Source organism: Mesorhizobium sp. M0217 (genome assembly GCF_040321955.1).
GTDB lineage: Bacteria > Pseudomonadota > Alphaproteobacteria > Rhizobiales > Rhizobiaceae > Mesorhizobium.
This window is the reverse complement of sequence record NZ_JAMYSN010000038.1, coordinates 1-19,678: the sequence shown is the minus strand read 5'-3', so window position 1 is coordinate 19,678 and position 19,678 is coordinate 1. Positions and strand designations below refer to the sequence as shown.

General features: G+C 59.0%; 17 protein-coding genes and 2 pseudogenes. 12 read left to right on the top strand and 7 right to left on the bottom strand.

Annotation, left to right across the window (positions count from 1 at the left end; all coding sequences use genetic code 11):
- Positions 1-62 precede the first annotated feature (62 nt).
- The 3 genes from NKJ18_RS30670 to NKJ18_RS30660 are packed head-to-tail and all read left to right on the top strand — an operon-like array spanning position 63 to position 3,847.
- The gene (locus NKJ18_RS30670; RefSeq protein WP_352761263.1) at positions 63-1,007 is read left to right on the top strand and encodes a dihydrodipicolinate synthase family protein; all 945 of its coding nucleotides are present in this window, start codon (positions 63-65) and stop codon (positions 1,005-1,007) included.
- Complete coding sequence (locus NKJ18_RS30665) at positions 985-2,511, top strand: aldehyde dehydrogenase (protein WP_352761261.1); 1,527 nt, start codon at positions 985-987, stop codon at positions 2,509-2,511. The genes NKJ18_RS30670 and NKJ18_RS30665 overlap by 23 nt, the downstream gene beginning before the upstream one ends.
- Positions 2,512-2,524: 13 nt before the next feature.
- Positions 2,525-3,847 carry an NAD(P)/FAD-dependent oxidoreductase gene (locus NKJ18_RS30660; protein WP_352761258.1) on the top strand — a complete coding sequence of 441 codons (1,323 nt, stop codon included), beginning with the start codon at positions 2,525-2,527 and terminating at the stop codon, positions 3,845-3,847.
- Here NKJ18_RS30660 and NKJ18_RS30655 read toward each other — a convergent pair.
- On the bottom strand, positions 3,844-4,755 hold the full coding sequence (locus NKJ18_RS30655; protein ID WP_352515972.1) for a LysR substrate-binding domain-containing protein: 912 nt from the start codon (positions 4,753-4,755) through the stop codon (positions 3,844-3,846). The genes NKJ18_RS30660 and NKJ18_RS30655 overlap by 4 nt on opposite strands.
- Positions 4,756-5,108: 353 nt before the next feature.
- Between NKJ18_RS30655 and NKJ18_RS30650 the strand changes: the two genes are divergently transcribed.
- Positions 5,109-5,876 carry an SDR family NAD(P)-dependent oxidoreductase gene (locus NKJ18_RS30650; RefSeq protein WP_352761256.1) on the top strand — a complete coding sequence of 256 codons (768 nt, stop codon included), beginning with the start codon at positions 5,109-5,111 and terminating at the stop codon, positions 5,874-5,876.
- Positions 5,877-5,885: 9 nt separating this feature from the next.
- Positions 5,886-6,650 (top strand): SDR family NAD(P)-dependent oxidoreductase, encoded by a 765-nt coding sequence (locus NKJ18_RS30645; protein WP_352761255.1) that lies wholly within the window; start codon positions 5,886-5,888, stop codon positions 6,648-6,650.
- A 38-nt stretch (positions 6,651-6,688) separates the two neighbouring features.
- Here NKJ18_RS30645 and NKJ18_RS30640 read toward each other — a convergent pair whose 3' ends face one another.
- From NKJ18_RS30640 to NKJ18_RS30630, 3 genes are all read right to left on the bottom strand, one after another.
- Positions 6,689-7,534, bottom strand: a complete 846-nt coding sequence (locus NKJ18_RS30640) for an ABC transporter permease (RefSeq protein ID WP_352761253.1) — start codon at positions 7,532-7,534, stop codon at positions 6,689-6,691.
- Positions 7,535-7,576: 42 nt separating this feature from the next.
- A complete protein-coding gene (locus NKJ18_RS30635) occupies positions 7,577-8,728 on the bottom strand; it encodes a quaternary amine ABC transporter ATP-binding protein (RefSeq protein WP_352761251.1) in 1,152 nt (383 codons plus the stop codon).
- Positions 8,729-8,812: 84 nt separating this feature from the next.
- Positions 8,813-9,748 carry a glycine betaine ABC transporter substrate-binding protein gene (locus NKJ18_RS30630; protein WP_352761249.1) on the bottom strand — a complete coding sequence of 312 codons (936 nt, stop codon included), beginning with the start codon at positions 9,746-9,748 and terminating at the stop codon, positions 8,813-8,815.
- A gap of 467 nt (positions 9,749-10,215) precedes the next feature.
- On the opposite strand from NKJ18_RS30630, the gene NKJ18_RS30625 reads away from it, so the two are divergent.
- The 4 genes from NKJ18_RS30625 (at position 10,216) to NKJ18_RS30610 (ending at position 15,203) form a co-directional block, all read left to right on the top strand.
- Positions 10,216-11,769: a trimethylamine methyltransferase family protein gene (locus NKJ18_RS30625; RefSeq protein WP_352761285.1), complete on the top strand. Its 1,554-nt coding sequence runs from the start codon at positions 10,216-10,218 to the stop codon at positions 11,767-11,769.
- Positions 11,770-11,774: 5 nt separating this feature from the next.
- Positions 11,775-12,884, top strand: a complete 1,110-nt coding sequence (locus tag NKJ18_RS30620; RefSeq protein WP_352761247.1) for a mandelate racemase/muconate lactonizing enzyme family protein — start codon at positions 11,775-11,777, stop codon at positions 12,882-12,884.
- A 35-nt stretch (positions 12,885-12,919) separates the two neighbouring features.
- The gene (locus NKJ18_RS30615; RefSeq protein WP_352761245.1) at positions 12,920-13,939 is read left to right on the top strand and encodes a GlxA family transcriptional regulator; all 1,020 of its coding nucleotides are present in this window, start codon (positions 12,920-12,922) and stop codon (positions 13,937-13,939) included.
- A gap of 535 nt (positions 13,940-14,474) precedes the next feature.
- Complete coding sequence (locus NKJ18_RS30610; protein ID WP_502906193.1) at positions 14,475-15,203, top strand: autoinducer binding domain-containing protein; 729 nt, start codon at positions 14,475-14,477, stop codon at positions 15,201-15,203.
- A 218-nt stretch (positions 15,204-15,421) separates the two neighbouring features.
- On the opposite strand, the gene NKJ18_RS30605 is transcribed toward NKJ18_RS30610, so the two are convergent.
- On the bottom strand, positions 15,422-15,688 hold the full coding sequence (locus tag NKJ18_RS30605) for a DNA -binding domain-containing protein (RefSeq protein ID WP_352761240.1): 267 nt from the start codon (positions 15,686-15,688) through the stop codon (positions 15,422-15,424).
- A gap of 122 nt (positions 15,689-15,810) precedes the next feature.
- Here NKJ18_RS30605 and NKJ18_RS30600 point away from each other — a divergent pair, with 122 nt between their 5' ends.
- A complete protein-coding gene (locus NKJ18_RS30600; protein WP_023730016.1) occupies positions 15,811-16,029 on the top strand; it encodes a helix-turn-helix transcriptional regulator in 219 nt (72 codons plus the stop codon).
- Positions 16,030-16,397: 368 nt separating this feature from the next.
- Here NKJ18_RS30600 and NKJ18_RS30595 read toward each other — a convergent pair whose 3' ends face one another.
- Entirely contained in the window at positions 16,398-17,093 is a 696-nt protein-coding gene (locus NKJ18_RS30595; protein ID WP_502906192.1) for an OmpW/AlkL family protein, read from the bottom strand.
- A 248-nt stretch (positions 17,094-17,341) separates the two neighbouring features.
- A pseudogene (locus NKJ18_RS30590) lies at positions 17,342-17,644 on the bottom strand (prolyl oligopeptidase family serine peptidase); the annotation flags it as partial.
- A 474-nt stretch (positions 17,645-18,118) separates the two neighbouring features.
- Here NKJ18_RS30590 and NKJ18_RS33090 point away from each other — a divergent pair.
- Both NKJ18_RS33090 and NKJ18_RS30585 read left to right on the top strand, forming a co-directional pair.
- A pseudogene (locus NKJ18_RS33090) lies at positions 18,119-18,401 on the top strand (Rossmann-fold NAD(P)-binding domain-containing protein); the annotation flags it as partial.
- Positions 18,402-18,487: 86 nt separating this feature from the next.
- Positions 18,488-19,510, top strand: coding sequence for an IS110 family RNA-guided transposase (locus NKJ18_RS30585; RefSeq protein ID WP_352761237.1), 1,023 nt, complete (start codon positions 18,488-18,490; stop codon positions 19,508-19,510).
- Positions 19,511-19,678 lie beyond the last annotated feature (168 nt).

The following is a 19,678-nucleotide window of genomic DNA, read 5'->3' as shown; positions in this document are numbered from 1 at the left end:
GGCTGCTCCCGCTCCTCAGCTTGGATATAACACTGACCCGTAGCAAAACTGGAGCGAGGCAGATGTCGTTCAAAGGCGTTATTCCGCCCGTCACAACGCCCTTTCACGCGGACGGGTCGATCGACCGTGACGGTTTCTGCGTCATGGTCGAGCACCTGGTCTCGACTGGCGTCCACGGCATTATTGTCGGTGGCACGACAGGAGAGTACTACGCCCAGTCACGCGACGAGCGTGTCAGCCTGCTTAAGCTTGCCAGGAGCGTGGTGAAGGGGAGGATGCCCCTAATCGCCGGCGTCGGCGCCATTCGCACCGACGACTGCATTGAATACGCGCTAATTGCAAAGGACCTCAAGTACGACGGCATCCTGATCGGCTCGCCGTACTACGCTGTTCCCACGCAGCTCGAACTTGCCAATCATGCGCTTGCGATCGACAAGGCAGCCAATCTACCAGCGATGCTCTACAACTATCCCGGACGCACCGGAACGATGATGGACCTCGAGTTCCTCGACCGCGTCGGTCGCAGCTCCAATTTCTGCGCCATCAAGGAGTCGAGCGGCAGCATGAACCAGCTGCACGCACTGGCTCGTGACTATCCGCATATCGACCTGTTCTGCGGCATGGATGATCAGGCGCTCGAATTCTTCGCCTGGGGCGCAAAAGGGTGGGTCTGCGGCGCTGGCAACTGCCTACCGGCAGAGCACCTCGCGTTGTACGAAGCCTGCGTGATCGAGAAGGACTTCACCAAGGGCCGGCAGATCATGTCGGCGCTTCTGCCTCTGATGAGGCTTCTCGAACAGGGCGGCAAATTCGTCCAGAGCATCAAGTTCGGGTGCGAATTGGCTGGATTGCCGGCTGGGCCAGTGCGCCTGCCGATGCGAGCACTCGGCGACGAACAGAAGCGGGAACTCGAGTCGACGATCCGCACCCTTAAGGCAGTCATCGCGTCAATCACTGCAAAATCCCAGAAGAGGGCTTCCGAGAATGTCATCGCTATTAACGCGTGATGAGTACCAGAACTTAGCGGACAGCCTGCCACTGCCGACCAGCGCAGTAATTGACGGCAAGGCGCGGGCTGCACAATCTGGGGATACTTTCGAGACCATCAATCCCGCGACAGGGCAGGTCATCGCCAAGATCGCTTCCTGCGGCCAGGCCGATGTCGATCTCGCTGTCGAGAAGGCGCGACTGGCGTTTGAATCGGGCGCTTGGTCGCGTGCGCATCCGAGCGAGCGCAAGCGCGTTCTGCGGCGGCTCGTGAAACTGATGAAGCGAAACGCCCATGAGCTTGCAGTGCTTGAGACGCTCGAAAGCGGCAAGCCGATCTACGACGTCGAAACCATAGACATCCCCGAGGCTCTGCATTGCCTGGAATGGCATGCGGAAGCCACCGATAAGCTCTACGGCCAGACGTCACCTTCGGGCGACGATGTCGTGTCGATGATCGTGCGCCAGCCGCTGGGCGTGGTCGCCTGCGTTCTGCCCTGGAATTTCCCGATCCTCATGCTTGCCTGGAAGATCGGTCCGGCACTTGCGACGGGCAACTCCGTCATTGTCAAGCCGGCCGAGCAGACCAACATGTCGACGTTGCGGATCGCCGAACTGGCGCATGAGGCTGGGCTGCCGTCAGGCGTCCTGCAAATCGTCACCGGTCCGGGCGAAGTGACCGGCAAGGCACTCGGCGTGCATCCCGATATCGACATGGTCGCCTTCACCGGGTCAACTGACGTTGGCCGGAAATTCCTGGAATATTCCGCCAAGTCCAACCTAAAGCGCATCGTGCTCGAATGTGGGGGGAAGAATCCGTGCATCGTGCTGGACGACGCCGAGAACCTCGATGTTGTAGCGCAGCATGTCACCCAGGCTGTTTTCTGGAACATGGGCGAGAACTGCTCGTCCAATTCCCGCCTGATCGTGCACGAGAAGATCAAGGATCGCTTGGTGGAAACCGTCCTCCATAAGCTAAAGGAATGGCCTTTGGGCGAGCCGCTGGATCCGGGCAATCGGCTTGGCGCCATTGTGTCGAAGGAGCAGTTCGATCGCATCATGGGCTACATTAAGAAGGGGCGGGCGGAAGGCGCCAGGATCGTGACGGGCGGCAACGCCCACAAGTACGGCAAAGGCTATTTCATCGAGCCGACCGTATTCGACGATGTCACGCCCGAAATGACGATTGCGCGAGAGGAGATTTTCGGTCCAGTGCTGTCGGTAATCAAAGTAGCCAACGCTGACGAGGCGCTCCGGGTCGCCAACGATACGCAATACGGGCTTGCAGCTTCAATCTTTACCGCCAATCTCGGCAAGGCGCATCGCATCGCAAGGGACATTCGCGCGGGGACGGTGACCATCAACTGCTACGGCGAAGGAGACGTCTCGACTCCCTTCGGCGGCTTCAAGCTTTCGGGCTTCGGGGGAAGAGACAAGTCATTGCATGCCCACGACCAATATACTGAACTCAAGACCATCTGGGCGGACATCTCCGATCCTAAAGTCTCGCGTTCGGTAGACTAGCCTGGTCGCACCGATGAGCGATTATGAGGCTGTGCGCACGCCTGCGGACACATCCATGCCCGGCTGGTACGGTATTCTGCCGCCTCCCAAGGCACCTGAGGTGCTGCGCGGCCGTCACAAGGCGGACTGGCTCATTGTAGGAGCTGGGTTTGCTGGCTTGGCGGCCGCGCGGCGCCTCTCACAATTGGTGCCTAACGAGCGCATAGTGGTGGTCGATGCTCAGCGCGTCGGTTGGGGCGCTGCCGGGCGCAACTCCGGCTTCATGATCGATCTTCCGCACGAGCTCGGCGGGGAGCATTACGCGGGAAGCCACGACCACGATCGCAAGCGCATCCGCATGAACAGGGCCGCGATCGAATTCTCTGCTTCGGTGGCGGACGAATACGGGTTGCAGAAATTCTTCGTTCGGGCCGGCAAGTACCATGGAGCTGCAACCGAACACGGTGTTGCTGCCCTGGGCGAATTCGAAAAGCACCTGACGGGGTTAGGCGAGCCATTCGAGCGGCTCGACGGGCCACAGCTGAAGAAAATCACAGGAACCGGTTTCTTCGTCGGCGGTACCTTCACGCCAGGAACGGTAATGGCACAGCCGGCCGGCTTCATCCGTGGACTCGCCGAAGGCTTGTCGTGGCGTGTGCAGCTATTCGAGAATTCACCGATCACATCTTTGCAGACCGGCAAACTGCACACTGCCAAGACGGCTGAGGGCGAGATCACCGCGCCGCGGTTGATACTGACAGTAAACGGTCATCTGGAAAGCTTTGGCTTCTTCAAAAAACGTCTGCTGCACGTGTTCACCTACGCCAGCATGACAAGGCCTCTCTCCAAGAGTAAACAGGCAGCTCTGGGCGGGAAACCGCATTGGGGCTTGATCCCGGCTGACCCGATGGGCTCAACCATCCGGAGGAGCGGCGACCGGATCGTCGTTCGCAACACCTTCACCTATAATCCGGACATGTCAACTAGTGAGAAGCAGATCCGTCGGATCGGCGCTGCGCACGATCGATCGTTCCGGGCGCGCTTCCCGATGTTGGGTGAAACACCGATGGAATTTCGCTGGGGAGGCCACTTGTGTCTCTCCCTCAATTCCGCGCCCGCATTCGGTGAAATTGAAGACAGAGTCTTCGTAGCCGGATGCTGCAATGGCCTGGGAACGGTGCAGGGCACCCTCTACGGGATGCTGGCTGCCGATCTTGCCGTTGGCAGCAACGAGCCAATGGTTGCAGACGCCCTAAAAGAGCCAGCCCCGATTCAGCTTTATCCAGAACCGCTGATGTCGATCGGAGCGCCGCTGAAGTTGTGGGCGATGCAGAAGCGCGCAGGCAGAGAGCTCTAACTTTCTCGTTCTTGCGCCGCCACTTCCCGGATCCAGCTACGGAGGCTCTGGGCGGCGGGGGAAAGCGTGCGATTTTGATACCAGGTGAGATAGTAGCTGCCAGGTGCTGGCAATTCGAGATCGGTCAGTCTGACAAGTTTCCCCTCATCGATCTGCGCCTTGACAAGCCGGTGCCAGCCAACGGCCACACCTTGGTCGGCTTGAGCGGCCTGAAGCGCCACGAAGAACTTGCCGAAGCGCCGACCGCGGGTCGGCCCATGCGAGACTCCCGCGCGCCGTAGGACCTCGTCCCAGCCGGCCCAGTCGGGATCTACCCAATCAACATGCAGCAAGGGGAGGTCGGCCAACGATTCCGTCGTTGCATCGCGATGCTTGCTTGCGAACCCGGGCCCGCATACCGGGTAGATCGTTTCATCGAAAAGGAGCTCAGCATCTTCATTCGACCACGATCCGAACCCGTAACGGAGGCGCAATTCGACCTCGGCACGGCGGTAATCGCGAGGATTGTCCGAGATAAGATGGTCAACGGCGATATCCTGGTACCGGGTCCAAAAGTCCGGCATCCGCGGGATCAGCCACGTTGACGCGAAGGCGTCCGTGCACGCCAGGGTGACGTTCTTGGAACGGTCGCCGCGTTTCACATTTCGGACGATGTCTGCGGCCCGCGAAAAACCGCTGGCCAACACACCATAAAGGTCTTCGCCGGCGCTTGTCAGCGCCACACCGGTTCCCAATCGGGTAAACAGCGGTACCCCCAGTTCGTCCTCGATCGCTTTGATCTGCCGGCTGACGGCGCCGGGAGTGACGTTCAGTTCCGCAGCAGCCAATTTGAATGACAGGTGCCGGGCAGACGCCTCAAAAACAGCCAAAGCAGTCAGGGACGGCAGGTCGTAATAGCGGCGAACCATCTCAAGCTCCAAAGACTTCGACAATCGCGCCGCGCGACAAATAGAGCAAGCCGGCTCAAGATCTCGGGTAAACCATTGCAAGTCGACGCGATAGCCTGCGTTTCCGACCGACCATGGCTGCGATCCCCAACCCATTTGCGGCGCAACGTAGGAGATCTGTACGGCCCATGCTTCGCGATCTGCGACCCCACCCAACCCATGTCCGACGCGGCTGCAGCGTAGCATGCCCGGGTTATGTCTGCGCTCGCGCAACTCAACAAGGGGGTGAGACTTTTGCAGGGCTGCCCCACTGGTCTTAGATAGCTGTTCAGTGATTATGAGCTGAACTTCTCCTCTCAAAGATGGCTTGAGCTATGACTGGCATTGAAAAGAAAACTGCGGTGATAACAGGAGCGGCGGGAGGTATCGGGCAAGCGATCTCCAGACTGTTCATTGCGAACGGCTTTCGTGTGGTTGCGGGCGACGCCGACCAGGTCGGCCTCGACAGGCTCGACGCCGAACTGAACCGAACTGGACAGAATATCTGGAGCAAGGCCGGCGACCTCAGGAACAAGGCTTATTGCGAAGATTTGATTGAGTACTCCGTGCAGGCCACAGGGCGGCTGGACGTGCTCGTCAACAATGCCGGGATTATCACGAGGGGCAATATCCTCGAGACGACCGATGAGGATTGGGAGCGGACGTTCGACATCAACCTGACATCGATATTCTACACGTGCCGGAGGGCGATCGGCCATATGAAGGGCCACGGCGGCGGCGCGATCGTGAACATCGCATCGTGCTGGGGACTTTATCCCGGACCCGGGCACGCCGCCTACTGCACCAGCAAGGCGGCCGTTGCGGCGTTGTCGAAGTGCCTAGGCCGCGACCATGCCGGTGACGGGATACGAGTCAACGCGGTGTGTCCGAATGAGGTCAACACGCCGATGCTGCGCACCGGCTTCGCCAAGCGCGGCTTCAATCCCGACACTGCCATAGCGGAGCTCAACAAGACGGTTCCGCTCGGGCGCATTGCCGAGCCGGAAGACATCGCCGATGCGGTGTATTTCTTGAGTTCCGATGCCGCCCGCTACATCGCCGGCACGACGGTTGAGGTGAACGGCGCCAAGCCGGTCTATTGAGGACATCCTATGGTTGACAGACTTGCAGGAAGAATCGCTATCATCACTGGCGGCGGCCGTGGCATCGGCGCCGGCATCACGAGACGTTTCGTGGAGGAGGGCGCCAAGGTTGCCATTGTGCAGAGGAACCCGCCACCCGACGAGATCCTCAACGATCGCACCATTTACGTGAAGGCGGACCTTGCGAACTCCGAGCACATCGCTTCGGCCGTTCAGGCCGTTGTCGAGCGACTTGGCGGCCTTGACATCCTCGTCAACAACGCCGGGATCATGTTCGAGAAGACGGTCGAGGAAATGACCGAGACGGACTGGGACCAGATGATGAACATCAACCTCAGGGCCCCATTTCTGTTGACGAAGGCGGCAATGCCGCATCTTCGCCAGCGCGGCATTGCAAGCATCGTCAACATCGGCTCGATCGAAGGCTTGGCGTCTAATCCGGGTCACCCTGCATATTCCGCTTCGAAAGCTGGCATTCACGGCTTTACAGCAGCCGTCGCCGTGGACCATGGGCACGAGGGTATCCGGTGCAATGCCATTGCGCCGGGCTGGATCAATTCTGACCTCAGTGAGATCTACATGAACAGCATGGCTGACAGTTCGCGTGTCCGCAGGGAACTGCTCGCCATGCATCCGGTTGGACGTCTTGGTGAGCCGACTGATGTCGGAAACCTTGCCGTTTGGCTTGCCTCGGAAGAGAGCTCCTTCGTGACCGGGCAAGTCTATGTCACCGATGGCGGGCGCACCAAGAAGCTGCCGCTGCCGATTTCGTGAAGAGGAGAAGCCCGGCCATTGACCGGGCTTCATGTTTGTCAGGCCGTCGGATCAACTTTCTCGCTAATTCGCCTAGTGATGCGATCGATCAGGATTGCCAAAACAACGACCGCAAGGCCAGCTTCGACGCCCCTCCCAACCTGGAGACGAGAGATCGACCGAATGATTTCGTCGCCCAGGCCGCCGGCCCCTATCATGGATGCGATGATGACCATCGATAGTGACATCATCACGCACTGATTGACGCCCGCCATAATCGAACGAAACGCCAGCGGCAATTTGATCAGGAACAGCACGGCTAGGCGACTTGCGCCAAAGGCTTCTCCGGCTTCGACCATTTCCGGCTCGACCATCTTGAGACCATGGGCAGTGAGCCTGATCGGCAGCGGCATGGCGAAGAAGATCGTCGCAACGATGCCCGGAACCGTTCCGACACCGAAGAAAAACACTGCTGGGACGAGGAGCACGAAGGGGGGCATCGTCTGCATGAAGTCGAGTATTGGCTCGGCCACCGCGTTCAGGCGTTTCGATTCGGCAATGAGAGTACCGGTTGGTATCCCGACGGCCAGGGCGACGACGGCCGCCGTAAGGACCAGTGACAGTGTCACCATCGCAGGCGCCCAGAGATTCATGACGAAGATGAAGGCCAGCCCAAATCCACTGAGGGTAGCCAGCGAGAGCCGGCCAAGCAGCACACCGCCGATCACAGCGATTGCGATGATCAGCCAGGCCGGCGCGCTCGTCAGGACCGTGGCCAAGGGCCGCTGTATGCCCAGGATCACCGTCGAGATGAAATCGAATACAAATCCGAAATGCGCTGAGAGGTAGTTCGTGAAGTCGTCGATTGACGCGGCAACCGTGCCTGCAAACTCCGAAAAATCCATCGGCATGAATCCGCAGCTAGAGTCGTTTGAGGCTGACGTTCATTATTGTGTCGCCCGTTCTGCAGCGGCGTTTGCCCTCGTCGTGTCGGCAGGTTTCAGTTTCTCGATCTTCGGCGCCGCGCCGGCTATCGAGGACTGTGCCGCGAGCGCTCTGATAACGGACTTAGTGGTGACCGTCCCGACGGGCGTTCCGTCGTTCTGAACCACGATCAAAGCGCGCTGCTCTTTCGCCAGCTCATCGAGATAGGGGGCGATCAGATCGTCGGGCGCGAGCTTTACGAAGTCTTTCAACAGATGTTTCGTCCATTCCGAGATCGGCTTGTTCGCCAGTTCCACCGGCGGGCAGACGGCGTCCATAACTTGGCCAGCCGACAGCACCTTGAACACATCAATGCCCCGCACGAAGTCCCTGACGTAGTCGCTGGCGGGGGAGAGCACGATGTCGATCGGTTGGCCTTCCTGGACGACCTCTCCCTTGAGGAGAATGGCGATGCGATCGCCGATCGTTGCCGCTTCGTTTGGGTCGTGTGTCACAAAAACAATTGTCTTGTTCAGGGTGCTCTGAAGCCGAAGCAACTCCTGTTGCATCTCCTCGCGAATGAGCGGGTCGAGCGCGCTGAACGGCTCATCCATCAGCAGCACCGGCGTGTCCATCACCAGGGCACGCGCCAGGCCGACGCGCTGGCGCATGCCGCCGCTTAGGTTCGACGGCTTGCGGTCGCCCCATCCGCTGAGCCCTACGAGCTCTAGTGCGTTGCCTGCGCGCTCGCGTCGCTCCTTGCGTCCGACCCCGGCGACACGGAGCCCAAACGCAACATTGTCGATGACCGACATGTGCGGCAGGAGCGCAAAATGTTGAAACACCATTCCGATCATGCTGGAGCGGATCTGGCGGAGTTCCTTTTTGCCGGCTTTCGTGACGTCCTGCCCATTGACCACGATCTGGCCGGCAGTGGGGTCGATAAGTCGGTTGATGCAGCGAAGAAGGGTCGATTTCCCGCTGCCTGAGAGACCCATTATGACGAAGATTTTCCCGGTTTCAATGGTCATGTTGATGTTGTTGAGCGCGACGAAACCGATGCCCTCGTCGCGGCCGCAAGCGCCCGAACGCAGTCTGTCCAGTTTCACTTCGGGGTTGCCGCCATAAATCTTGTAGAGATCCTTGATCTCGACGGCCGGCTTTCGCGTGCTCATGCGAGGCTCCCGCGCATAACACATGTGGTGATGCAGGGACCGGCGCGGACCCCGGCACTCCTTGGGAGGATGCGTGCTTCGGGATCAGGCGAGCCACGGCTCGATGATGCCCTTGCCTTTCACTTCGCCGATCCACTTTGCGGCGGCGTCTTCAGGCTTTATCCCACTGTCGATCCAGCCCATGATCTTGGCTTCTTCGTCATTCGGGATGTGGAACCTTGTCAGAAATGCCTGGGCCTTCGGGAAGTTGGATTCAAAGTCCTTCGACGTGACGTGGAAACAGTAGTAGGGCTCCGACATCATCGTCTTCATGGGATCTTCGAGATACCTCATCTTGAATTTGCTCCACATCGGGAGCGGCTCCCAAGTGGTGACCACGATCGGTTCGTTCTTCGAGTAAGCGCGCTGGAAGGCCGCTTCCATGGCAGCTTCGCTGCCCGGGACCAGGTTGAGCTTGAGATCGTAAGCCTTCACCGTTGCGTCCGCGGCCTGCATCAGGCCGGAGCCGGCGTCGATGCCGATGATGCCGCCTGGGAAATTGTCGGCGTGGTCGTTGAGCTCGGCGATGCTCTTGATGTCAACATAGTCCGGAACGGCAAGGCCCTGCGTCATCGGGCCTTCCGAAACGCCGACGACTTTGATGGAACCGGCGACTTTCTTTACATAGTCCGCCTGGCCGCCGTGATAGTCGCCTTTCAGCGGGCCCATCCCCTGCATATAGGAGTTCGAATAAAGGTCGGCCTTCCCGGTTTGAAGCGAGGCATAGATCACGCCCGGCTCCGCCTGCAGCGGCTGGACCTTGTAGCCGAAATTATCCTGGATGAGCTTCGCGCCGACACAGGTGATTGCCAGCGCGTCGGACCATGCCGCGAAGGCATAGACCAGCGGCCGGGACGCGTCGGCCCTGGCGCCGGTCGTCAGGCCGCTCATGACCAGTGCGGCGGCGCTGCCGGCCTTCAGCAAGGTTCTGCGCGACGTGCTCGCGCCGAGTACATTATTGACGAGATTTGGCCTTGGCATTCAAATCCTCCTGTCGCTACCCTTCTGATGCCTAGATGAGTCCGAGGTTGTCGTTTTTGTTCACCTCGCCTGATCCGGGAATGGGCTGTTCTGTTCTTGCCCCGCACCAAGCAAGAAACGTGCTACCACGGAACCGCGGGAGCCAGTCGACGCAAAAAAGTCGCCTCCCAATTGACTTTATTTCGCTCGCTTGCCGCAATGCATCGTCGTCTCTGCCTGTCGGGAAGGCTACAGTCTTGGGCGATTCCGTCCAAGTTTGCGCGATGTCCGTAAGGATGAGGTGCGACGTGGAACGCTCCGCCGCTGCTCGACCCGACCATCTCTCGAGTGCGGGTGAGCGAGCCAGCGGTGCAGCCCTTTAATCAACACGCGCGTGAGACTTTTGCAGTAGGTCAAAGCTCAAAGCTCCGGCAATAGTTGAGCGCGGTCCGGTTTCGGTGTCGCGACTTATTTGTCTGGAGGCCGGCATGACTGCTCAACTACAGCTCTCTCGTAGAGGAGGCCGGGAAGCGAGGCGGACGATCCGCACCGCGCCAAAGGTCGACATGTTGCCGACGCTCAAGCGCGGCCTGCCGGTGGTAGAGCCGATGGATGCCGAGCAGGTTGAACGCATCCACGAGGCTTCTCTCGCCATCCTGGAAGAAGTAGGCGTGGTGTTTCGCGATCCGATCGCGATTGAGGACTGGAAGAGAGCCGGAGCGGACGTGCGCGCGGATGACCGCGTTCATCTCGACCGCGGCCTGGTCATGGAGCTCATCAAGACCATTCCCCCCAACGTCGAATATTTCGCGCGCGACCCAGCGAAGAATGTCGAGCTCGGAGGCGACAAATCAATCTTCGTGCCGATGACAGGCGCGCCGTATATGCGCGATCTCGATGATGTGAGGCGTGGCCCAACAATTGCGGACCTGGGGACGTTTCATAAGCTCGCCCACATGATGCCGGCACTACATTCGTCGGCTCACCACATCGTCGAGCCAATGGATATTGTCGTCGCGCATCGGCACCTGCACATCACCTATTCGTCAATAAAGCACTCCGACAAGATTTTCATGGGCATGACCACGTCGCCCAAGAATGCCGAGGACGTGCTCGACATGTGCGAGATCCTCTTCGGCGAAGGCTTCCTCGAGAAGCATGCAGTCACCACTGGAAACTGCAATGGCAATTCGCCGCTGGTGTGGGACCAGGTCATGCTGGGCGGCATGCGTGCTTTCTGCCGGCGCAACCAGCCCGTCTTGTGCTCGCCCTTCGTTCTCGGGGGCGCGAACACGCCAGCCTCCACCGCGGCGGCAGTGGCGCAGCTCAATGCGGAGGCGCTTTCGGCACTCGCCTACACGCAGGTGGTGCGCAAGGGCTGCCCTGCGATTTATGGGCATTACCTGTCGACCGTATCGATGCAATCGGGAGCCCCTATGGCGGGAACGCCAGAGATATCGCTCATGAATTTCATGATCGGCCAGATGGCTCGTCGCTATAACGTGCCCTGGCGCACTTCGAACCTGCTTGGCGGCGCCAAGATCTTCGATGCGCAAGCTGGCTATGAAAGTGCGATGACGATGATGGCCGTGCTGCTGTCAGGCGCAAACTACATCTGGCATTCGGCTGGCTGGAATGAAGCCGGCATGCACTGCTCGATCGCAAAGTTCGTTGTCGACGCCGAAGTCTGCGCCATGGGCTATCGCATGACGCAAGGCATCCAGTGGGACGATTTCGATGAAGCCCTGGCAGCGGTCCGCGATGTGGGCCCAGGCGGCCATTACTTTGGCCATCCGCATACACAGGCGAACTTCGAGAAGGCCTTCTTTATTCCGAAACTCTTCGACAATAACTCGATCGAGCAGTGGTACGCTGATGGCTCCAAGGATATCAAGCGACGTGCCCTCGATCATGCGCGCCGCCTTCTGGCCGAATATGAAGAACCTAAGCTCGATGTCGCGAAGGACGAGGAATTGCGCGCTTATATAGATCGTCGCTCAAGGGAAATCCCCGCCGTCGACGCACTCAACGAGGAATACTGAGCATCATGCGCATTGACCGGATCAACGTCTATAATACCAAGCTGCCTGTTAAAGGTGGCACCTATCGAATGGCAAGCACCGACGTCGACGCACTTGACAGCACCCTCGTCGAGGTTGTGACCGATGACGGGGTGACTGGCTGGGGCGAAACCTGCCCGGTCGGGCCGGTTTATCAGCCCCATCATGCACTCGGCGCACGCGCGGCGATTGCCGAAATCGCGCCAGGTCTTATCGGCGCGGAGATTGCCTCAATCAGGCTTCTCGCCAAACGCATGGACGAGCGCTTGAACGGGCATGGCTATGCCAAGGCAGCGTTCGACATAGCGTTTCTCGACCTCCTTGGGCAACGGCTGGGAGTGCCGGTTTCAACGCTGTTGGGCGGCGCCCTGACCGATCGCGTCCCGTCCTACTATTCGCTGATTGTTGGCTCACCGGACGAAACGGCCAGGATTGCCAACGACAAGGTGAAGTCAGGGTATCCACGCCTGCAGGTCAAAATCTCGGGCCGAAATCTCGAAAAGGATGTGGCCACGGTTCACAAGGTTTGGGAGGTGGTCGGCCATAATGCGCGTATCGCAGTGGATGGCAACAGGGGCCTCACTGTCGCTGCAGCGATCCATCTCGATCGGCTTTGCCAGGCGATCCCCTTTGTTTTCGAACAGCCCTGCAACACTATGGATGAGGTCGCCACTCTGAAGGGCAGGGTCACGCATCCGATCTATCTGGATGAGAACACCGAAGATCAGAATGCAGTGCTCCGGGCGATCTCCCTCGGCATCGCAGATGGCTTCGGCTTCAAAGTCACCCGTCTTGGCGGCCTCACCAAAATGGCGACAATCCGTGACCTTTGCGCCATCCGCTCGTTACCGCACAGCTGTGATGACGCATGGGGTGGCGACATAATCGCGGCGGCTTGCGTGCATTTAGCTTCCACTGTGGAGCCGCGCCGTTTCGAGGGCGCCTGGATCGCGCAGGAATATATCGAAGGACATTTCGACGCGAAGAATCCGATCGTCATCGAAAATGGTCACATCGCCATACCGCAACTGCCAGGCCTCGGCATCAAACCGGAACCCGGCATGTTCGGTGAGCCAGTAGCCACGTACGGATCCTAGTGAACGCACCCGCCAACATTAGCGCAATTACGTCGTTGGCCACGCCGAAAATTTCGGCGGCGGCCGATCGACCGTTTGACCTGGTGGTTCTTTTGTTACCCGGTTTCTCCCACCTGGCGCTTCACGCCTATGTCGAACCTTTTCGCATCGCCAACACGGTATCCAGGCTGCCCCTGTTCCGGTGGCGAATCGCGGGGCTTGACGCTCGGCAAATCGAGGGCGCCAACGGCCTTTCGGTTGCCGTTGATGTCCCGATAGACGAGCTGGTTTCCGGCTGGGACGATCGCAGACCGAACCAGCTCGCTATCGTGACGGGCGAGCCGGTAGAACAGCAACTGACGCCTGAACTCAACGGATTTCTGCGAACGATGGCGCGTCGCGCGGTGCCGATATCTGCGGTTGGGACAGCGACATGGCTGCTTGCTCGGACGGGCCTTCTGGCAGGCACACGCTGCACGATACACTGGTCGCGGCTCGCTGCTTTCGCCGAGATGTTCAATCAACCCCGCATAAGCGACTCCTTGTTTGTCAAGGACGGCCAGTATTCAACCTGCGCGGGAGAACTGGCGGCTTTCGACCTGGCGGTCGATCTGATCGGCAGCCATGCCGGCGGGTATATTGCACAGGAGGTCTGCCGCCACGCGACTGTCCAAGGTCAGCGCTCAGGATCAAACCGCCAGACCGGGCCATCAGGTCTAGCCTTTGCCGGTGTGAGCGACAAGCTCCTGATGGCAATGCGGATCATGGAAGAGAATGTGGAGTTCCCGCTGACAATGGAAGAGGTCGCGCAACGCGTCGGAGTATCGCGGCGCCAACTGGAACGCCTGTTCGCTTCCCATGTCCGGCTTCCGCCGGTGCGTCACTATCTCCGGATTCGCACAGACCATGCGAAGCGCCTGATCGAAGGCACGCGGATGCCCATCATCGACGTTGCCATGGCCTGCGGGTTCACGTCTGCTTCGCACTTCGCAAAGTGCTTCAGAGCCTTCAATGGAATGTCGCCGCAGCAGTGTCGAGCGATAGTGCCGGCTTGGGTTGGGTCCGGCTTAAGATGATAGCTTGGTATTTGAATCTCGCGGAGGCAGCGGCACCTCTACCCATGCCAAACGTTTGGAGTCGATCTGCCCACCAACAATCAGAAGGCGTCGCAGAAATACGTTTTAATCTTAGCGCTCAAAGCGGCGAGATACGTCTATCCGTTGTCTTCCGTCGACCGACGTTCACGGCGGCAACCATTGGATTGATAACGGCTTGATATATCGCCCCGGTTGGTGGCGCAGGACGACTTTTCACGATTGCTGATGCGGGGGCGGCGAGGATTTCATTTCGCAAGAAGATCTCTCCGATTGCGTTATCGCGTTGGGAAGATGCTGTAGCTTCTCGGTGATGGCCGTTCGAAGTCCAGCGCAGCTGCGGTTGGTGACGACCGGTGCGAAGATCACGCAGCGCCGTGTGGCATTCTAAAGCGGTCAGCTCTGCGTTGCTAAGACCGGCCGCAGTTATGCGGCCCCGGCTTATGGCGGAGTCTCCAGGTCAGAACGGCGCGCAGCAGACGGACAAAGCGATTGAGCTAGGACAATGACGAAGAACATGCCGCTTCTCTTCGAGACATTTCTGGAAAAGTTGTCGGAGAGTGTAGATGAAACAGATTTCCGGGATGCCATGGCTGGGGCGGCCGCAGCACTTGATCTACTCACCTTTGCCTATCTGTCTTTGCCATTGCAGTCTTGTGGCGAGCCCAAGCTGATCTCAAATTATCCACCTCCCTGGACCGCGCACTATCTGCAAAATCAGTATCAGAAAGTCGATCCCGTCATTATGCGTGCGCGGTGTGGCGGCTCCCCGTTTCAATGGCCGGGGTCGGATTTGCGTTGCGTTGAGATGTCGCCGGCTCAAAAGAAGCTATTCGATGAGGCGGCCCAGTTCAGCATCCGGTGCGGTTTGACGATCCCGATTATCGATCGCAGAGGCTGTGTTGCAGCTATGACCTTTGCCGCTGAGAAGCCCAATTCCGCTTCCCTGCGCGTTGCTGCGCGATACGAACAGGCGCTCCAACTCATGGCGACATGTTTTCACATTTATGCTCGTCGAAAGCTGTCTGGCAATCGTACAGTGGACGGCGTTTCGTTGACACCTCGTGAATACGAATGCCTGCAATGGTCGGCGCGCGGCAAGTCCGCCTGGACTATCGGTTGCATCTTGGGAATCAAAGCGCGCACCGTCGATTTCCACCTCGACAATGCGAAGAAGAAGCTCGGCGTGCACACCAAGGATCAGGCCGTAGCCCTGCTGGCCTCCTCACGATCTTCGATTCTCTGAGAAACTGAATTCGTCTTTGGTCGTCCTGACCATGAGGCACAGGCTGTTTCGGCTGGCTATTAGCCCTCAAGGCCTTGCTTCCCAGATCATGGTACAACTTATTGCACCCGATTGGCACGGTGTTGCCAACGAAACATGCAGTGCACCCTCTGCGATATCACCTCTTCAAGGAGCGTTTCCTTGCTCGAAAGGCGAAACGGAGCGCACAGCGGGATTGTTCAGCCGGCGAACAATTCCTTGTAACCAGTTGTGACCATCCAGTTGGCACGATCGAGATGACTACGAAGAGCCTTCCTGGCGCGCTCCGGTTCGCGTGCTAGATCGATCCCGAGGATTAGGTGGGCCATCTCTTCTTCGCTCGCGTCATCGGCGGAGGCGTCTAGGAGCCGCATATAAGTCGTGAAATGCGCTCTATCGTAAGCCGAGAGACTGTCCGACCAGGGCACTTCGTCGGCAATTGGCGTGTTCGATTTAGGCTGTAACATCGCTGGTTATATCTCCGGAAAATGGCCTCCGCGAAGCCCCTCCGCCAGGGATTTTGCCGCTCGATCCGGATTACATATTATAGTTGATAAACTCAAGCTGCCAAATCCGCTGGCTATCGTGCATGGATATGCGCAGGTTGGTCGGACGTAATGTGCAGAGGATCAGGCTAAGGAAGCGTCTGACGCAGGAGCAGCTTGCCGAGATTTCCGGGTTCAGCCAGCAGTATATCAGCGGCTTGGAGAAAGGCCGAAGAAATCCGACGATCATCACGATCTATGAACTGGCATTGGCTCTCGGCGTCAGCCACACGGATTTGGTTCGGCCCGACAAACAGGCCTGAGCCAGACGGCCCGCGCGCCTCACCTCGCGCCGGCTGCTCGTGAACCGCGCATGTGTTCTTCGGCAGGCTTCAGCCATCCTGTCCCGTTCGGCTTCGCGCCCCTGGCGCGGGGCAGCCAGGGGACGCCGACTCCTAACAACGGCTTCTTCAAGTCTCCCGACAATCGGCTGCTATGCGCTGGATGGTCATCGCACAAATTTGATCAGTAAACGTTCCTCAGATTCGGGCACGTCCCGCCCAAGGGGTACACACACCCCACCCCCAAATGTTCCACGCCGACTCCGCCCGTGGAGAGTCGGCGTGAAAGGGCGCCTGAGGCGCCCTTCATCTCAGATCGGCGGTCAGCAGGCCGCCCTTCGCGTTGCACATCAGAAGCGGTAGGTGACACCTGCGCCTATCAACCAAGGATCGAGCTCCGCCTTCCCCGTCTGCTTCGCGCCGTTGACCGTGACCTCGAAGTCTGGCTTAAGGAAAAGCTTCTTCACGTCGAAGTTAAAGCCCCAGTGCTGATCCACCATATAGTCGAACCCGACCTGCAGCGCGGTGCCGAAAGTGTTCTTAACCATAAGAGCGTCGGCGCTGCCGGCATTCTGGTTATAGAAAATCGTGTAATTCACGCCGGCGCCGACATAGGGCTTGAAAGCGCCGAGATCGGTAAAATGATACTGCAATGTGAGCGTAGGCGGCAGCAGCCAAACCTTGCCGACATCGCCAAGGCCGCCGATCGTTCCGTGACCCTCGATGTTTGCATAGGTGGTACCGAGTATGAGCTCGGCGGCGATGTTGTCCGTGAAAAAATAGGAGATATCGAGTTCCGGTGTCACCGTGTCCGAATAGGAAAGACCAGAGCCGGGCACCGCATTGACATAACCCGAATCCTCAGTAATGACCCCCAACGCACGCAGCCGGATCTGCCAAGGGCTTGGCGCTTCCGTGACCGAGGCTCCTGCCTGCGGGACGCTCGCCGCTTGCGCAAGGTCCGCCGCGACGGCCTGCTGTCCCATCACGATGAGGACAACGGCCGCTGTTATTCCCCGCGCGGCGCGCATTTGGTTTCTCGCCATGATATTGTCTCCTTGCTCTTCAGAAATGATGCACTGAACTACGAAAAGTCTTGGTCGAGTTGCGTGAGATTGGCGGAGCGCTCATGCGCAGTGTGTGTGGGACCGCGCACACATTATTTGATCCGTGCTCGCAATCATCGACCTGTACTCACTTAGAAGTAAGCGGGATAACCAAAGGCCTGCAGCTTTGCGCCGTCTTACGCGTGTGGCCCGGGTGGGCGCGGTCGTCCCGCTTCGTGGTGGCGAGCAGGATCGGCGTAGGCGGCAAGGGTGGTCCGGCGCCACAGTCCGCGCGGACTGCGGGCATCTTGCCAGAAATTGTAGAGGTACTGACCACGGCGCATGATCATGGGAATCTTGTCAGGACGATCGAAAATCGCCGTCGGGGCCGCGCGGTCGCGCTCGAACTGCGTTCCACCGAAGTGCCCCAGGGTCCTGGCCGACTGGCTGGCGGTCCAGTCAAGTGCCCGTTCGCCTTCTATATCTTCAAGCCAAAGATAGGGATCATCGTCGGGAGCATTCAGAGTTGGACGGAAATCGAATGCGGTCATGTTCGTACAACCTGACGAATGGAAGCGCAAAGGCTTCCTTCCGCTCGGGAAAGCCCAGTGTTTGCGGCGGCGACCGCATGCTCGGCGAGCGTGATCATGGGATGAGTTCTTCTCAGTTGGTGCGGCGCGGCAGTGCGTTTGCTCATAGGACTGCATGTGTCGTGCCAACCAGGAAAATTGTTTCAGAACAATGCGATCATTATGATGGCGCTGTGTCTCATGTCCGACATCGTCGAAGATCCGACAACGAGTGCAACCGTGACCGCCTGGCCGGTCCCTGTGCGAGCTCTGTGGGCGCCGCGGAAAACTCAAGCAGTGAAGCTCACCGCGAACTGGTCGAGCGTCGGATCGACATCGGCGACGGGGGCGATCGCCTGCTTCTGAGGCAAATCGCCAAACCGCTGGTCGAGCTTTTTCAAAGAGTGTCTCGGCATTGATGTCGCCGACCGTGGCAACATGGAGCCCATCGCGAGCAGCATTCTCAGATTTGAGGGCGCCGAATCGTTCGCGGCGAAATGACGGACATTGAAGAGGCTGCGACATGCTCATCCGGCGGCGATGGAAAACGCAATTCACATCGACAATGCCGAGCGCATCAAGACGCACATGATGCGTCGAAGCCGCCAATGACCCGGTCACCTTCCAGGCCGATCAAATGCTGCGCTTCCTTTGGCGCGACGATCCTCCCGGATCGTTATCTCAATGCAGAAGGTGTGGAGGTGAGCATTTCGAATGGATGAAGAACCTGACCCACATTGACCTGATGAGGTGGACGGCCTCCGCTCCCGGCATCGCAATGTGCCAAAGTGTGGCTGTCGAAAGTCACATGAGGGAGAGCCGTCCATGGAGAAGGTTAGCACCATTGGTCTAGATGTCGCCAAGCACGTGTTTCAGGTGCACGGCGTTGACGCGCAGGGCGCAGTGGTTGTCCGCCGGAAGTTGCGTCGCGAGGATGTAGTCGCATTCTTTACATCCTTGCCGGCGTGCTTGATCGGCATCGAAGCCTGCGCAACGAGCCATCACTGGGCTCGTGTCCTCACGGCTCTGGGGCATGAGGTTCGCCTGATGCCTGCGTCATACGTCAAGCCATACGTGAAGCGGCAGAAGAATGATGCTTCGGATGCCGAGGCAATCTGCGAGGCGGTCACGCGACCGACGATGCGCTTTGTTCCGACAAAGAGCGAGGAGCAGCAGAGCGTGTTGATGCTGCGTCGCGTCCGCGAGCTTTTGATCCGGCAGCGGACAATGCTGGTGAACGCCTTGCGCGGCCACTTGGCGGAGTTGGGCATCATCACTCGTCAGGGTGCTACAGGGCTGAGCATGCTCGTCGCGTTGGTTGAGGACGAGGGGCAGGACCTCATTCCCCCGCTTGCCCGATCGGCCCTCTTTCTTTTGGTACAGCAATTGCGTGAGATGCACGAGAAGGTCTGTGAGCTGGACCGACAGATTCACATCTGGCATCGTTCGCACGAGTTGAGCCGTCGCCTCGAAACGATCCCCGGCATCGGTCCGATCACCGCCAGCGCAATCGTTGCGACCGTGACAGATGCTTCCCTGTTCAAATCCGGCCGGCAACTCGCGGCTTGGCTTGGCCTGGTGCCGCGACAGAACTCATCCGGAGGAAAGGATCGGCTCGGGCGGATCAGCAAGCAAGGCGATCCCTACATCCGTCGCCTTCTTGTTGTGGGAGCCCATGCCGTGCTTCGCTTCTGTCGTAAGGGCAAAGCGGCACCCACTCGCTGGGCTGCCGAGCTTCTGGCGAAAAAGCCGTACAACGTCGTTGCGGTGGCCTTGGCAAACAAGATGGCCCGGATCGTCTGGGCGCTGATGACTACGGGCAAGCGCTTCGCGGATTCACCGGCGTAGTGACGTAGTCGCAGAGGAAGCACAGAGGTTGGTGAGGTGCTGATGGTGTGATGACGGACGGTCGAACCGGGATCGGAAAAACCCGCTCAGTGGGTGCCGCTCAAAAAGCGCGTTGACCTGTCTGGGATCCCATCCGCGGACTTCATCAAGGCCAGCGGCATGAACAGG